At 58.8% G+C, this 14,352-nt stretch carries 13 protein-coding genes; all 13 read right to left on the reverse strand.

From position 1 onward, the window contains the following. Window positions 1-60 precede the first annotated feature (60 nt). A complete protein-coding gene (gene lysS / locus ACFER_RS07265; protein WP_012938771.1) occupies window positions 61-2,055 on the reverse strand; it encodes a lysine--tRNA ligase in 1,995 nt (664 codons plus the stop codon). Window positions 2,056-2,086: 31 nt separating this feature from the next. Then, on the reverse strand, window positions 2,087-2,605 hold the full coding sequence (greA, locus tag ACFER_RS07270) for a transcription elongation factor GreA (RefSeq protein WP_012938772.1): 519 nt from the start codon (window positions 2,603-2,605) through the stop codon (window positions 2,087-2,089). A gap of 238 nt (window positions 2,606-2,843) precedes the next feature. Then, window positions 2,844-3,959, reverse strand: coding sequence for an SLC13 family permease (locus ACFER_RS07275; protein ID WP_012938773.1), 1,116 nt, complete (start codon window positions 3,957-3,959; stop codon window positions 2,844-2,846). A gap of 111 nt (window positions 3,960-4,070) precedes the next feature. Continuing rightward, window positions 4,071-4,580, reverse strand: a complete 510-nt coding sequence (tpx, locus tag ACFER_RS07280; RefSeq protein ID WP_012938774.1) for a thiol peroxidase — start codon at window positions 4,578-4,580, stop codon at window positions 4,071-4,073. 154 nt (window positions 4,581-4,734) lie between these two features. Beyond that, window positions 4,735-6,366 (reverse strand): chaperonin GroEL, encoded by a 1,632-nt coding sequence (gene groL / locus ACFER_RS07285; RefSeq protein WP_012938775.1) that lies wholly within the window; start codon window positions 6,364-6,366, stop codon window positions 4,735-4,737. Window positions 6,367-6,439: 73 nt separating this feature from the next. Beyond that, complete coding sequence (gene groES, locus ACFER_RS07290) at window positions 6,440-6,730, reverse strand: co-chaperone GroES (protein WP_012938776.1); 291 nt, start codon at window positions 6,728-6,730, stop codon at window positions 6,440-6,442. Between the two features lie 125 nt (window positions 6,731-6,855). Beyond that, a complete protein-coding gene (locus tag ACFER_RS07295; protein WP_012938777.1) occupies window positions 6,856-7,116 on the reverse strand; it encodes a cysteine-rich small domain-containing protein in 261 nt (86 codons plus the stop codon). Continuing rightward, window positions 7,113-7,967, reverse strand: coding sequence for a 16S rRNA (adenine(1518)-N(6)/adenine(1519)-N(6))-dimethyltransferase RsmA (rsmA, locus tag ACFER_RS07300; protein ID WP_012938778.1), 855 nt, complete (start codon window positions 7,965-7,967; stop codon window positions 7,113-7,115). The genes ACFER_RS07295 and rsmA overlap by 4 nt, the downstream gene beginning before the upstream one ends. A gap of 3 nt (window positions 7,968-7,970) precedes the next feature. Beyond that, on the reverse strand, window positions 7,971-8,516 hold the full coding sequence (gene rnmV, locus ACFER_RS07305) for a ribonuclease M5 (protein ID WP_012938779.1): 546 nt from the start codon (window positions 8,514-8,516) through the stop codon (window positions 7,971-7,973). 16 nt (window positions 8,517-8,532) lie between these two features. Beyond that, window positions 8,533-9,519 (reverse strand): 3D domain-containing protein, encoded by a 987-nt coding sequence (locus ACFER_RS07310; protein ID WP_012938780.1) that lies wholly within the window; start codon window positions 9,517-9,519, stop codon window positions 8,533-8,535. A 135-nt stretch (window positions 9,520-9,654) separates the two neighbouring features. After that, window positions 9,655-10,440, reverse strand: coding sequence for a TatD family hydrolase (locus tag ACFER_RS07315; RefSeq protein WP_012938781.1), 786 nt, complete (start codon window positions 10,438-10,440; stop codon window positions 9,655-9,657). Between the two features lies 1 nt (window position 10,441). Next, window positions 10,442-12,394, reverse strand: coding sequence for a methionine--tRNA ligase (metG, locus tag ACFER_RS07320; protein WP_012938782.1), 1,953 nt, complete (start codon window positions 12,392-12,394; stop codon window positions 10,442-10,444). Window positions 12,395-12,547: 153 nt separating this feature from the next. Beyond that, window positions 12,548-14,350, reverse strand: a complete 1,803-nt coding sequence (locus ACFER_RS07325) for a DUF2357 domain-containing protein (protein WP_187287513.1) — start codon at window positions 14,348-14,350, stop codon at window positions 12,548-12,550. Window positions 14,351-14,352: the final 2 nt, after the last annotated feature.

The raw sequence follows: 14,352 nt of genomic DNA on the forward strand, positions 1-14,352 counted from the left end.
CCTGCAAATTTCTCCTGCGGCAATTGACCGCTGACAAAGGATACGGCTATGCCGCATCCTTTAGCACAATTTCGCGCCGGCGGGGATATGGGGATCCAGCATCAGGAGATGGAGTTTCCGTTCTTCCCCTTCCATATGTTCCGCGCTGAGCAGCATCCCGCAGGATTCGATGCCCATCATCTTCCGGGGCGGCAGGTTGACAATGGCCACGCAAGTCTTGCCGATCAGCTCTTCCGGTTCGTAGTAGGCCTTGATTCCGCTGAGGATGGTCCGGTCGGTGCCGGTACCGTCGTCCAGGGTGAACTGGAGCAGCTTCTTGCTCTTGGGCACGGCGAAGCAGTCCTTCACCTTCACCACCCGGAAATCGCAGTCCGCAAACTTGTCGAAGTCCACATAGTCGGTGAAGAGGGGTTCGATGGTTACGTTGGAGAAGTCGATCTTCTCGGGAGCCACCGTTGTGAATGCCGGTGCAGCGGCAGTTTCCCCGGCTGCAGCAGCAGGAGCGGCGGCAGGAGCCTTGGGAGCTTCGTTCTTCCCGCCGTCCAGGGGCTTCATGGTGGGGAACAGCAGCACGTCACGGATGGAGACGGCCCCGGTGAGGAACATCACCAGACGGTCGATGCCGATGCCCAGGCCCCCTGTGGGAGGCAGGCCGTGCATCAGGGCGTTGATGAAGTCTTCGTCCATCATGCCCGCTTCGTCATCCCCCGCGTTCCGTTCTTCCACCTGCTTTTCGAACCGTTCCTTCTGGTCCAGGGGATCGTTCAGTTCGGTAAAGCCGTTGCACAGTTCCCGGCCGAAGATGTACCCTTCGAAACGGTCGGTGATTTCCGGATCCGCCGCGCTGCTCTTGGCCAGCGGGGAGATTTCCTTGGGATGGCCGGTGATGAAAATGGGCTGGATCAGGTTCTTTTCCACGAATTCATCGAAGAAAGCGTTGATGATCTTACCCACACCCCAGGCGGGTTCCACTGCCACGCCGGCCTCCCTGGCCAGCTGCCGGGCCGTTTCCACGTCCTTCACCCCGGTGAAGTCCTTGCCGCTGTATTTCTTCACAGCGTCGATCATGGTCATCCGGGGCCAGGGACCGGTCAGGTCGATTTCCGTGCCTTCATACTGGATTTTCAGGGTCCCCAGGACCTTTTCCGCACAGGTGGTGACGATCTTTTCCGTCAGGTCCATCATGGTGTTGAAATCCCCGAAGGCTTCATAGCATTCCAGGGTGGTGAATTCCGGGTTGTGTTTGATGTCCATCCCTTCGTTCCGGAACACCCGGCCCAGTTCGTACACCCGTTCCAGACCCCCTACCACCAGACGCTTCAGGTTCAGTTCCGTGGCGATCCGCAGGTACAGATCGATGTCCAGGGCATTGTGATGGGTAATGAAGGGCCGTGCGGTGGCGCCCCCGGAAATGGTGTTCAGCACAGGAGTCTCCACTTCCAGGTAGCCCTGGTCGTCCAGCACCTGCCGGATGCATTTGATGATCTGGGTCCGTTTCACGAACACGTCCCGGACTTCCGGGTTCACGATCAGATCCACATACCGCTGACGGTAGCGGATTTCCTTATCCTTCAGCCCATGCCATTTTTCCGGCAGGGGTTTCAGGGCCTTGGAGAGGAATTCCAGTTTCTGGACCCGGATGGAGGGTTCTCCCATGTGGGTCTTGAAGACAGGGCCTTCCACCCCCACGATGTCCCCGATATCCAGCAGTTTCACCACGCTGTAGGCATCTTCGCCCATTTCGTCCTTCCGGACGTACAGCTGGATCTTGCCTGTCTTGTCCTGGAGATCCATGAAACAGGTCTTGCCATGGCCCCGGATGGCCAGGAGACGGCCGGCCACTTTCACCACGGTGCCTGCGGCTTCCATGGCTTCCACCTGGTCGTGGACCTCTTTGGTGTGGTGGGTCCACTGGTAGGCATGGCCGAAAGGCCGGATGCCCTTTTCTTCCAATTTATGCATTTTGTCCAGACGGACCTGCATCTGCTCGCTGACGTCTTCGTCCGCCAGGGCTTCCTTCTCTACGTCCGGTTGGTTCTTCTTTTCGTCGGACATGAAATTCCTCCTGCTCTCTCTGTATTCGAAATTATTTGGCGGCCTTGTCGGCGGCTTTCTTCTTGCTGCCGGGACGGCTTACCGCCACGATCTTGTAATCCAGTTCGCCGATGGGGGTGGTGACCTTCACCACAGCGCCCACTTTCTGGCCCAGGATGGCTTTGCCCACCGGGGATTCGTTGGAGATCCGGGGCGGTTCGGCCATGGGGTCGGCTTCGGTGGTCCCCACTACGGTATATTCTTCCTGGTCATGGGTTTCCATGTCTTCGATCTTCACTTTGCAGCCCAGGGATACCACGTTTTTGGTAATGTCCGTATCCTTGATGATCTGGGCGTTCCGAATCATGTTTTCCAGGGTCAGGATCCGACCTTCCACAAAGGCCTGTTCGTTTTTGGCATCGTCATATTCGGAGTTTTCGCTGATGTCCCCGTAGGAAATGGCGACTTTCAGCCGTTCGGCAACCTGCTGCCGTTTCTCGGACCGGAGGTAATCCAGTTCGTCTTCTAATTTTTTGAGACCCTCTTCGGTCAAAATTGTTTGTTCAGCCATGTTTCACGACTCCTTTATAGGCTTTTTGGCTACTACCATATCTTGTAAATTATAGAGTTTTTCCCGGGGGTTGTCAATGGGAAAGGGCCGCTGCAGGGGCAGCCGGCCTGTCAACGGTCAGCGGTCGACGGCCGATGGAAGCCAAACACGGCTGGCGTTTGGCCCGGAACAGAAACGCAGCCCGGATTCCTTCCTCCACCCATTGACCTCCCTCCGGTGACCGGTGACAAGGTTTCCCTCACCCCGCCATCCCGGCCAGGACCGCCAGGAAGGCCAGGTTGGCCAGGGTGAAGATTTTCAGATAGTAGCCCTGGAGCCAGGGGTAACGGCGGACGTAGAAGCCGTAGGAGATCAGACTGGCCATGGAGGCGATCAGGGTGCCCAGGCCCCCGATGTCCGTGCCCAGCACCAGGGCTTTCCCGTTGTCCGTGAACCCGGACAGCAGCACCGCCGCCGGCACATTGCTGATTACCTGGCTGGCCAGGAGGGCGGTGAGGAATTCCCGCCCCTCCAGGAACCCGATCAGCAGCTGCCGGAAGGCCGGCACCTGGCCCAGGTTCCCGATCAGCACGAAGAAGGCCACAAAGGTGGCCAGCAGGGGAAGATCCACCCACCGGAACCACCGGGGCCGGTACAGCAGGATGGTCAAAGTCACCACCCCCAGGGTGAGCCTCCAGTCCATGATCCGGGCCACGGTGAGAAGGCACAGGAGGAACAGGCCCCCCAGGACCCGTTCCTCTCTCACCGGCCGCCGGTTCCCCTTCTGTCCGGCTTCTCCCCTCCCCCCTTTCTCCAGGGGGCGGCGGGGGATCCAAAAGACCACCCCCAGCGCCAGCAGGACCAGGGAGGCCAGGGTGTAGGGCAGCAGCAGGGTGAGGAATTCTCCCAGGTCCATCTGATACCGGAAGTACAGGTACAGGTTCTGGGGATTCCCCACCGGGGTCACCATGCTCCCCAGGTTGGCGGCCAGGGTCTGGAGCACGATGACCCGGGCCGCCTGTTTTTCCGTCCCCTGCCCTTCCAGGGACAGCAGGGCAAAGGGGACGAAGGTGAGCAGGGCCACGTCGTTGGTGACCCACATGCTCCCGAAGAAGCAGGCGAACACCAGCACCGCCCCCAGCTGCCGGGTATCCTGGAGACGGCCCAGGAGATGGTCCAGGAGACGGTCGAAGAAACCCGTTTCCCGCAGGCCCCCGATCACCGCCATCAGGCAGAACAGGATGGCCAGCACCGGCACATTGAGGACCTCCAGCAGGGCCCCGGAAGGAGGCACCACCCAAAAAGACAGCAAAGCCCCAGCCGAGGCCAGGAAAAGGACGGGGTTGGAGCGGAGGAAATGGAACAGGGATGGCATGGGAAACTCCTTTTTTCACAAAAAAGAACCCGCCCCCAAAAAAGGCGGGTTCTTTCCTTTGGCAGTTGACAGCTGACCGGATGCTGCCCCGGCAGCATCCCCTTTATATCCTTACAGCAGCCCTTTCACCGCGGCCAGCACGCCGTCGAAGTTGATGGCGTGGGTCACTTCGGGGACGTATTCCACGTAGGTCACCTTGTCGTTTTTGTCCACAACCACCACGCCCCGGGCTTCCAGCCGCAGGCCGTCCATCAGGAAGCCATAGTTCTTCCCGAAATCAGCGTCCCGGTGATCGGACAAAGTCACCACATTTTCCACCCCGGCGGCACCGCACCACCGGGCCTGGGCAAAGGGCAGGTCCATGGAAACGGTGAGCACCACCACATCAGGGGACAGGCCGGTCACATCCTGGTTGAACCAGCGGGTCTGGGCATCGCACACCCCGGTATCCAGGGAGGGCACCACGGAGATCACCTTGATCTTCCCTGCGTAATCCTTCAGGGTCTTTTCTCCCAGTTTGTTGTCCAGCAGTTTGAAATCCGGAGCCTGCTGGCCCACTTTCACTTCCGGCCCCACCAGGGCCACAGGGTTGCCGGCAAAATTCACAGTCCGTTTTTCCATAGTATATTCCTCCTCTGTTCGTACAGATCAAATCTTGTTGATGGATATAGTATAGCATTTTAAGAATGATTCGTAAATAGGATTTCTGTGCAAAAAAGGGGTTGCTGCACATTCCGTACAGCAACCCCTTTTTTTACCGCCTGACGGCTTCTTCTTACATCATGCCCGGCATGCCGCCGCCCATGGCAGGAGCGGGAGCAGCGCCTTTTTCAGCCGGTTTGTCGGCTACTACGGCTTCCGTGGTCAGGATCATGGAAGCGATGGAAGCGGCGTTCTGGAGAGCAGAACGGGTCACTTTGCAGGGATCCACGATACCGGCTTTGATCATGTCCACATATTCTTCGGTGGCAGCGTTGAAGCCGGTGCCCTTGGCAGCCTTCTTCACGGCTTCCACGATGACGGCCCCTTCCAGACCGGCGTTGCTGGCGATCTGCCGTACCGGTGCTTCAATGGCCCGTCTTACGATATCGATACCGGTCTTTTCGTCCCCTTCAGCCTTGGCTTCCAGTTCATCCAGTACCGGCTGTACCTGCAGCAGGGCAGTGCCGCCGCCGGCCACAATGCCTTCCGCCACAGCAGCACGGGTGGCGTTCAGGGCATCTTCGATACGCAGTTTCTTGTCTTTCAGTTCGGTTTCGGTGGCAGCCCCAACCTTGATTACGGCTACGCCGCCGGACAGTTTGGCCAGGCGTTCCTGGAGTTTTTCCTTGTCGAACTGGGAAGTGGTTTCAGGGATCTGGGCCTTGATGGAAGCCACCCGGTCAGCCACGGCCTGTTTGTCGCCGCCGCCGTCCACGATGGTGGTCATGTCCTTGGTCACCCGTACCTGACCGGCAGTACCCAGGTCAGCCAGGGTAGCGCTGTCCAGTTTCCGGCCCACTTCTTCACTGATCACGGTGGCACCGGTCAGGGTGGCGATATCCTGCAGCATGGCCTTCCGGCGGTCACCGAAGCCAGGAGCCTTCACAGCTACAGCCTTGAAGGTGCCACGCAGACGGTTCACAACCAGGGTGGCCAGGGCTTCGCCTTCCACGTCTTCAGCGATGATCAGCAGTTCACGGCCCTGTTGCACCACTTTTTCCAGTACGGGCATAATGTCGTTGATCAGAGTGATCTTCCGATCCGTAATGAATACGTACGGATTGCTCATAACGGCTTCCATCTTGTCCGGATCCGTTACCATGTAGGGGGAGATGTACCCACGGTCGAACTGCATGCCTTTCACGGTTTCCAGGGAAGTTTCCATGGTCTTGGATTCTTCCACGGTGATGACCCCGTCGTTGCCCACTTTTTCCATGGCATCGGCGATCAGGCCGCCGATTTCTTCGTCACCGGCGGAAATGGAGGCAACCTGTGCCTTTTCTTCCTTGGTGCTTACGGTCTTTGCGCTCTTCTTCAGTTCGTCCACCAGGGCATCGGTGGCTTTCTTGATCCCTTTCTTCAGGACCATGGGGTTGGCACCGGCCACCACGTTCTTCATCCCTTCATGGACGATGGACTGGGCCAGGACCGTAGCGGTGGTGGTCCCATCGCCGGCGATGTCGTTGGTCTTGGTGGCTACTTCACGGACCAGGGCGGCGCCCATGTTTTCGAACGGATCTTCCAGTTCGATGTCCTTGGCAATGGTCACCCCATCATTGGTGATGGTGGGAGAACCGAATTTCTTTTCCAGTACAACGTTCCGGCCTTTGGGCCCCAGGGTTACCTTTACGGCATCAGCCAGGGCATTGACACCGCGTTCCAGGCCGCGGCGGGCATCTTCATCAAATTTAATCAGTTTAGCCATTCTAATCGACTCCTTAATTCCAGATAATGTACGGTTTGGTATCTTCTACCAGAAACGGGACGGAGGAAAGCGTTCAGTCTTCCACAACCGCCAGGATATCGCTGTCTCTCAGGATGATGTAATCTTTCCCGTCCAGGGTTACATCACTGCCGGAGTATTTGGCGAATACCACCACATCCCCTGCCTTCACTTCGGAAGGAACCCGGGTGCCGTTTTCCATGAGACGGCCGGTGCCTACGGCAACCACTTTGCCGGTCTGGGGTTTGTCCTTGTGGGCAGTATCCGGCAGATAAATGCCGCTGCTGGTTTTTTCTTCTTGTACAATGGGTTCAACTACAACATGATCATCCAAAGGTTTTAACATCTTACGTATCCCCTTTCATTCTATGAGCAATGGGTTGTTTGTGATTTTTATTAGCACTCATTTCGCTGGAGTGCTAACTACAGTATCTATAATAGCATGTTTCCAAAAAAAATCAAGCCCTTTGACTATTTTTTGTCAAAAGGCCTGAAAACTTTTTTCTGCAAGGTCCGGATCACCTGGTCATACCGGTCCGGATCGTGGGGCAGCAGGCAGCCGCTGCAGTCCTTGGCGCCCCCGGAGAGACGGGTGAACTCCCCGCCGCAGTCCGGCACCAGGTACAGGGGACAGAAGCAGAACAGGCAGTTGAACCGTTCCGGATCCGCTCCCTGGTGGCAGGGAAAGAATTCGCACTGCCGGTGGGCAAAGAACTTGTACCGGCTGCTCATGGTTCCGCCTGGTTCCGGTAGGCCCGGGCCAGGTTTCCGAATTCCTCCATGGTCAGGGATTCTCCCCGGCGCTTCCCGTCGATGCCGGCTTCCGCCAGCAGCTGCTGCACCTGGTCACCGGAAAGCCCCAGGTTCTTCAGGCAGTTGCTGAGCATCTTCCGCCGCTGGGAAAAGGCCGCCTTCACTACCCGGAAAAACACTTTGGCGGGCACGTCCACCGCCGGATGTTCCCGTTTCTCGCAGACCACCACCATGGAATCCACCCTGGGGGCGGGCATGAAGTCCCGGGCGGGCACCGGGATGGCCAGTCTGGGCCGGGAATAATACTGGAGGGCCAGGGACAGGGGGCCGTAGTCCTTCCCTCCCGGAGAAGCGATCATCCGCTCCGCCACTTCCTTCTGGACCATCACCACCAGTCTTTGGAGGGGAAGATCCTCTTCCAGCAGGGCGAAGATGATGGGGGTGGTGATGTAATAGGGCAGGTTGGCGGCCACCGTAAAGGGCCGGTGCTTCGTCACTGCTCCCAGGTCCACCTTCAGCACGTCCCCGGGGACGATCTCCACATTGTCATACCCTTCCAGGGTTTTGGCCAGCACCGGCAGCAGGGTCCGGTCGATCTCCACGCTTTTCACCTGAGCCCCGGTTTCCGCCAGGGCCTGGGTCAGGGTGCCGATCCCCGGTCCGATTTCCAGCACCAGGTCCCCGGGGCCCACCTGGGCTTCCCGGGCGATGCCCCGGACCACCTGCTCATTGATCAGGAAATTCTGGCCGAATTTCTTCTTGGCCCGGAGGCCGAATGTATCGAGGATGTACCGGGTCACGTCCCGGCTGGCGATCACTGGATGCAGCATACCTTATTTCCCTTCCCCTTCGATTTCTGCCAGGGCGGCCTGGAATTCCTCCCGGGTCACCCCGTAATTGTTCAGCCGGTTCACCATCTGTTTGGCATTGCCGTAGCCAATGCCCAGGATGGCCCCCAGTCTGTCCCGCCGGGCCACTGCCTCCGGCGACCCGGACAGCCCGGAAACAAACAAGTCCCGAGAGGAAAATTCCTTTCGGGGCTTCATTTCCTGGAAACGGACCCTGGACAGGGCTTTGCGGATGGCTTCGGGCCGGGCCTGTTCGATGCCCACGTCATGGTGGGCCAGGGCCTCCGCCTTGGGCACAAAAGCCTGTCCGGCCTGGGGAAAGCGCTCCGTCAAAAACTTGCGGATCCTCTCCCCCGCGCCGTCGGGATCAGTCATGATGATGATCCCCCGTTTCCTGTAGGCTGCTTCGATCCGGGCCAGCGTATAGGGAGCCAGGGTGAACCCGCCGGTCTCGATGGTTTCGGCATCCACTGCCTTCTTCACCGCCACGGTATCCATCTTGCCTTCTACTACCAGCACTTCTTTCAGCACGATTTTCTCCTGTCTGTCATTCCAAGAAATATACGGTCACGTCCCGCCGGCCCCAGGAAATGGCATCGCCATAATCTTCCATGAACAGGTCGATGGTGTTCCCGTTGATGGCGCCGCCGCAGTCCGCCGCCACAGCAAAGCCGTAGCCGGGGATGTACATGCGGGTGCCGTAGGGGATCACGTCCGGATCCACGGCCACTACCCCATGATAGGGGACCACGCCGGTGGAGGTGAGTCCTGTGCCGCTGCCTTCCGCCAGGGTGTAGGCCGAAGCCTCCACCGTCCGGGCGGAGCGGTAACGGACGAAACCACGGGAGGTTTCGATCATATTCAGGTTGTTCCCCGTACCCACTTCCACGATTTCTGAAACAGGTTCCGCAACGACCTCCCTGTGGAGTTCCTGTCTCACCGTTTCACTGCCCACCCTGATTTCCCGGTAGGTGACTTTTTCCACCCCGTTCTGGCCGGCAGAGATCACGTTCTGTCTGCCACGGGGCAGGTTGTCATTGTTCCGCATCTCCACTTCATAGGGGATTTCCCGGGTTTCGGTGGCCAGTTTGTTGGTGGGAGAAATGATGTGGATGGTCATGTCCGGGGTCACTTCCGTGTCCAGTCCCGGGTAGACCTGGAATCCACTGTAGTCCACTCCCACAGCATTCAATACATCTCGCACAGTTTTGCGTCCAATGGTATATTCGGTGGTTCTTCCCGCTTTCCATACTTTTACAGGCATGGCCCGTACCACTTCGATGGTGGCTCCGTCGCTGATTTTTTCATCGCCGACCAGTTCATATCCGTCGGCTTTCTGAAGAACGACACCGGCTTCTTCCAGGGCACCCTGAACCGTCAGGGCTCTGGTCTTCAGATTGATGGTCTGTCCGTCCACTTTAATGCTTACGGTCTTGGGCTGGGCCGCGAAGCCCAGGAAGTTCACGCTGGCAGCCAGCATCAGACAAACGACAATCCACTTGTAGGGACGCTTAAAAGGTTGTGATTTTCGCAAAGTTTCGCCTCCTTAAAGTGCCTGCATCATACCATAAGAAGGCGATTCCTGTCAAAAATAAATTAGTACCTGGTGATAATTCTGTACGTTTTGGCTGATCTAATTTGTGACGAATCTGTAGACTTTACACGTGTATTACCGGGTTTTCAGCCGGAAAAACAGCTTTTTTGCATTATTTGTTGAACTTTCCATGATTTTTTCCGGTGTGGTGCCCCGGAGTTCCGCCGCCCGTTCCGCCACGATGGCGGTGTAGAGGGGGTTGTTCCGCTTCCCCCGGTGGGGCACCGGCGCCATGTAGGGGGAATCGGTCTCGAAGAGGATCCTCTCTTCTGGCACCCGGGCCAGGATGGCCCGCACCCCCCGGTCGTTCTTGAAGGTGCTGGTGCCCCCGAACCCCAGGTACCAGCCCAGGGCAAGGGCCTCTTCCGCCATGGCCCAGTCCCCGGAAAAGCAGTGGAGCACCCCCCGGACGTCCTTCCCCTCTTCCCGGATGATCCGGAGCACGTCCTCATGGGATTCCCGGTCGTGGATGATCACCGGCAGGCCGGTTTTCCGGGCCAGGTCCAGCTGGCGGATCAGGAATTCCTGCTGCAGGCCATGGGGCGAGTGCTCGTCATTGTAATAATCCAGGCCGATCTCCCCGATGGCCACCACCCGGGGATCCGCGCACCATGCTTCGATCTGGTCCAGGTCCTCCAGGGAGCTGTGGCCGATCTCTTCCGGATGGATTCCCACCGCCGCCCACACAAAGGGGTACTGGTGGGCCAGGCGGAGGGCCATTTTGGAGCTGGGAATGTCACAGCCGGGATCAATGATCCCGGCCATGGTCTCTCCGATTGCCCGGAGCAGCTCTTCCCTGTCAGCGTCGAAATCCTCCACGTCCACATGGGCATGGGTATCGAACAAAGGAAGTTTTTTCATATTATTTCACCTTGCTGCCGGAGGCGATCCCCGGCACTTCCGCCAGTTTCAGGTTCCCCTGCCCGTCTGAAGCGGCCAGGAGCATCCCTCTGGATTCCACACCCCGGAGCTTGGCGGGCTTCAGGTTGGCAATGACGATCACGTTTTTGCCGGTGAGCTCCTCTTCCTTATAGTAGGGAGCGATGCCGGATACGATGGTGCGGGTTTCGTCCCCCACCTGCACCTGGATCTTCAGCAGCTTGTCCGCGTTGGGCATCTTTTCCGCGCTGAGGATGGTGCCCACCCGCAGGTCCAGCTTGCCGAAATCTTCGATGGTGCACTGGTCCGGGGTCACCACGCCGGCGTTTCTTTTGTCGGCTTTCTTTTCCTTTTTGGCCGGTTTGGCTTCCTTCTTGGCTTCTGCCGGCTTGTCTTCCTCTTCTTCCTCGATCCGGGGGAAGATGGGCTGGCCCTTGGCCACTTTGGTGCCGTCGGGGAAATTGCCCCAGGCCACGTCGTTCAGATTGAACTGTTCCGGTACGGTGAGACCCAGCTGCTCGAAGATCTTGGGCGCGGTGAAGGGCATCATGGAGGAAATCAGGATGGCGATGTTCCGGACCGCATCGGCCAGGTTGTACATCACCGCTTCCAGCCGTTTGGCCTGGGCCGGATCCTTGGCCAGGATCCAGGGCGTGGTTTCGTCGATGTACTTGTTGGCGGCCCCCACATAGGCCCAGATGGCCTTGATCCCGTCGTTCAGGGCGTATTTGTCCATAGCGGCCCGGTAGTTCTGCAGGGTTTCGGCGGCCAGGCTGCGGAACTTCTCATCGGTTTCGCTTTCCACCACGGTCTTGTGGACGATGCCCCCGTGGTATTTGTCGATCATGGAAACGGTCCGGTACTGGAGGTTCCCCAGGTCGTTGGCCAGATCGGAGTTGAACCGCTTGATCAGGCCCTTCCGGGAATAGTTCCCGTCGCTGCCCAGGTTGATTTCCCGGAGCAGGAAATAGCGGACGGCATCAGCCCCGAATTCCTGGATGGGCTGCACCGGATCCACCACATTGCCCTTGGATTTGGACATTTTGTCCCCGTCCACCACCAGCCAGCCGTGGCCGTACACTTCCTTGGGCAGGTCGAAGCCCATGGCCATCAGCATGGCCGGCCAGATGATGGTATGGAACCGGACGATTTCCTTCCCCACCAGGTGGAGGTCCGCCGGCCAGAACCGGTTGAACTTGTCCATATCCCGGCCGAAGCCGATGCCGGTGAAGTAGGCCAGCAGGGCATCGAACCACACGTACACCACGTGTTTGGGATCGAAGGGCACCTGGATGCCCCAGTCGAAGCTGCTCCGGCTGATGCACAGGTCTTCCAGCCCCTGTTTGATGAAGTTGATCATTTCGTTCCGGCGGGATACGGGCTGGATGAAATCCGGATGGGTCTCAATGTATTCCAAGATCCGGTCCGCATATTTGGACATCCGGAAGAAATAGCTGCTTTCCCGCATCTTTTCCACAGGACGGCCGCAGTCCGGGCACACGCCCCCGGCTTCCTCCACCTGGTGTTCGGTCCAGAAGGATTCGCAGGGCACGCAGTACAGGCCTTCATAGTCCTTTTTGTAGATGTCCCCCTGTTCCCAGACTTTCTGGAGCAGGGTCTGGACGGTCTTTTCGTGTTCCGGGCTGGAAGTGCGGACGAAGGAGGTGTAGCTGACCCCCAGCATCTCCCACAGCTTCTTGAAGTCCGCCACGATCTTGTCGGTGTATTCGATGGGCTTCACCCCGAAGGATTCCGCTTTCCGCTGGATCTTCAGGCCGTGTTCGTCGCTGCCGGTGATGAACTGGACATCAAAGCCGTTGGCCCGTTTGTACCGGGCGATGGTATCGGCAATGGTGGTGCAGTAGGCGTGTCCGATGTGCAGGTCGGCGCTGGGATAGTAAATGGGCGTCGTAATATAAAAAGCAGGTTTCGTCATGGTCATTCCCCTTTGTCAAATAAAAATAACACTCTGATATATTATCATATCACAAATGGACGGGAGATGCACGGGAAAAGGGGGCTGCTGCTCATGCAACAGTCCCCCGTCAGCGGTCAGCGTTCAGCGGCTGATGGAAGCCAAACGCAGCCCTTACCCCCTCATCTCCCGGAGCAGCTCCCGGATGTTCTTCTGCTGGTTCTCTTCGGTTACGGTTTCGGCGAAGGGGATCACGTTGGCGGCAGGGAGGATGCTGGTGCCCGGGAGCCGGCAGTTGTAGAAGCTTTCCAGTTCCTGCTCCCCATTTGTGAGCCCGTAGAGGATCTCCAGGCCCCGGACCGCCGGCTCCACCTTCTTCCCCTCTTCCTCGTAGGGCACCGGGCTGAGGGACAGCAGGTACTTGTAGCTCATTTCCGGCATCAGTTCCTGGAGTACCTTTTTCCGGTAGCTGTACTTGGCGTCCAGGATCAGGTAGGTTTCCCGGTTCCCGGATTTCCACTTCAGCAGATAGTCCGGGGTGTAGTAATGGCCCTCTTCCAGGGCCTTGAAGGCGTAGGTGGTGTTCCGGTACAGGTGGATGCCGCTGGCCCCCTCTTCCGGGTGGTCGGTGATCACCGGCTGGAAGTACAGGGTCAGCTCTTCCCCGCCCTGGCGCAGCCGGTACACGTTCTGGTATCCGCTGGTGTCGTACAGGTGCCGGTTCCCCAGGCTGTACTCCTGGTGCCGGCCCTCTTCCAGCACGAACCCCTCCTGCCGGAACAGGTGGAGCAGCCGGGCCAGGCAGTAGATCTCGAACACAAAGGTGTTTTCGTACAGGTTCAGGAGCATCCGCTCCCGGGGGAAGTGCCGGCAGCCGGTCTGGTACCACCGGTGGATGCACAGATAGATCCGGTAATACTGGGGCACCCGGAAAAAGGGCTCCGTGGGCCTTGGCAGATGGGAGGCGTCCAGAAGGGTCACCGGCAGGATCTGCCGGTAGCTGACAAACATTTCCTGGAGCCGCTCCTCCACTTCCTCACACCGTTCCAGGAAGCTCCGGAGCATATGGGCGGCATTTTCGTACAGCACCTGGGAGGACAGCCGGTACCCTTCCCGGTCCTGGTCCGGCAGATCCATTTCCCGGAGCAGGGTCCGGATCTCCTTCCCCTCCTCCCCGATGTCGTAGAGCATCCGCTGGAGGAAGCTGACCACCACCTGGTTTTCGTACACGTCCCGGCTCATTTTGTCCTGGGTACTCAGGAGTTTTTCCGGCAGCACCGTCCGGTTCCCCACCGGGATCCCGAAGGGGGCTTCCTTCAGATGTTCCGGATGCCGGACCAGGTACTGGAGGGTGTGGGGGCTTACGGTCTGGACCCGTTCCGTCCAGTCCACCACTTCCGCGCTCTCCAGGGTGTGCCGGCAGTTGGCCTTGAAATACCCGTAGTTTTCTTCATACACCTGGAGGGTCTCCTCCGCCAGGGTCAGCTGGGAGAGGAAATCCTGGAACCCGTCCCGGTCCGGACCGGCAGTCCCCGGCCCTTTTTCCCGGAGCAGAGGCCCCTGGTGGGCGTAGATGAATTCCACCATGGCCTTCAGGTTTTCCTGCTGGGGGGAGGGCTGGATCAGTACCGGCAGCAGGTCCGTGTACCACATCTGCTGGCTGCCGTCCTCCAGCCGGAGGGTGAGTTCCAGCTCCACCAGCCCCATGTGATAGGCAAAGATATTGTAGGGAAACAGAACCATGTGACGGCGGCTGTCGAACAGGCTGTTCAGCGGCTTCCCGTTCAGGGCGGCCGCCGCCTCCTGGATGCCGGTCCACTGGGCGGGCAGTTCCAGGTCGTAATGGAGATTTTCCCGTACCCCCTGGCGGCCGGCTGCGGCCAGCACCCGTTCCGCCGAATAGGGACGGGCCTCCCGGGTCACCGGCAGGGTCAGGGTTTCTCCGTTCTGTTCCCGGAGACGGATGGTCGGTTCCATAT

The organism is Acidaminococcus fermentans DSM 20731 (genome assembly GCF_000025305.1).
Taxonomy (GTDB): Bacteria; Bacillota; Negativicutes; order Acidaminococcales; family Acidaminococcaceae; genus Acidaminococcus; species Acidaminococcus fermentans.

Coding starts and splice junctions, on each gene's coding strand:
- tpx (WP_012938774.1), bottom strand. CDS start 4,580: ATGGAAAAACGGACTGTGAATTTTGCCGGCAACCCTGTGGCCCTGGTG.
- ACFER_RS07315 (WP_012938781.1), bottom strand. CDS start 10,440: ATGAAAAAACTTCCTTTGTTCGATACCCATGCCCATGTGGACGTGGAG.
- lysS (WP_012938771.1), bottom strand. CDS start 2,055: ATGTCCGACGAAAAGAAGAACCAACCGGACGTAGAGAAGGAAGCCCTG.
- ACFER_RS07325 (WP_187287513.1), bottom strand. CDS start 14,350: ATGGAACCGACCATCCGTCTCCGGGAACAGAACGGAGAAACCCTGACC.
- groES (WP_012938776.1), bottom strand. CDS start 6,730: ATGTTAAAACCTTTGGATGATCATGTTGTAGTTGAACCCATTGTACAA.
- groL (WP_012938775.1), bottom strand. CDS start 6,366: ATGGCTAAACTGATTAAATTTGATGAAGATGCCCGCCGCGGCCTGGAA.
- ACFER_RS07275 (WP_012938773.1), bottom strand. CDS start 3,959: ATGCCATCCCTGTTCCATTTCCTCCGCTCCAACCCCGTCCTTTTCCTG.
- ACFER_RS07295 (WP_012938777.1), bottom strand. CDS start 7,116: ATGAGCAGCCGGTACAAGTTCTTTGCCCACCGGCAGTGCGAATTCTTT.
- greA (WP_012938772.1), bottom strand. CDS start 2,605: ATGGCTGAACAAACAATTTTGACCGAAGAGGGTCTCAAAAAATTAGAA.
- metG (WP_012938782.1), bottom strand. CDS start 12,394: ATGACGAAACCTGCTTTTTATATTACGACGCCCATTTACTATCCCAGC.
- rsmA (WP_012938778.1), bottom strand. CDS start 7,967: ATGCTGCATCCAGTGATCGCCAGCCGGGACGTGACCCGGTACATCCTC.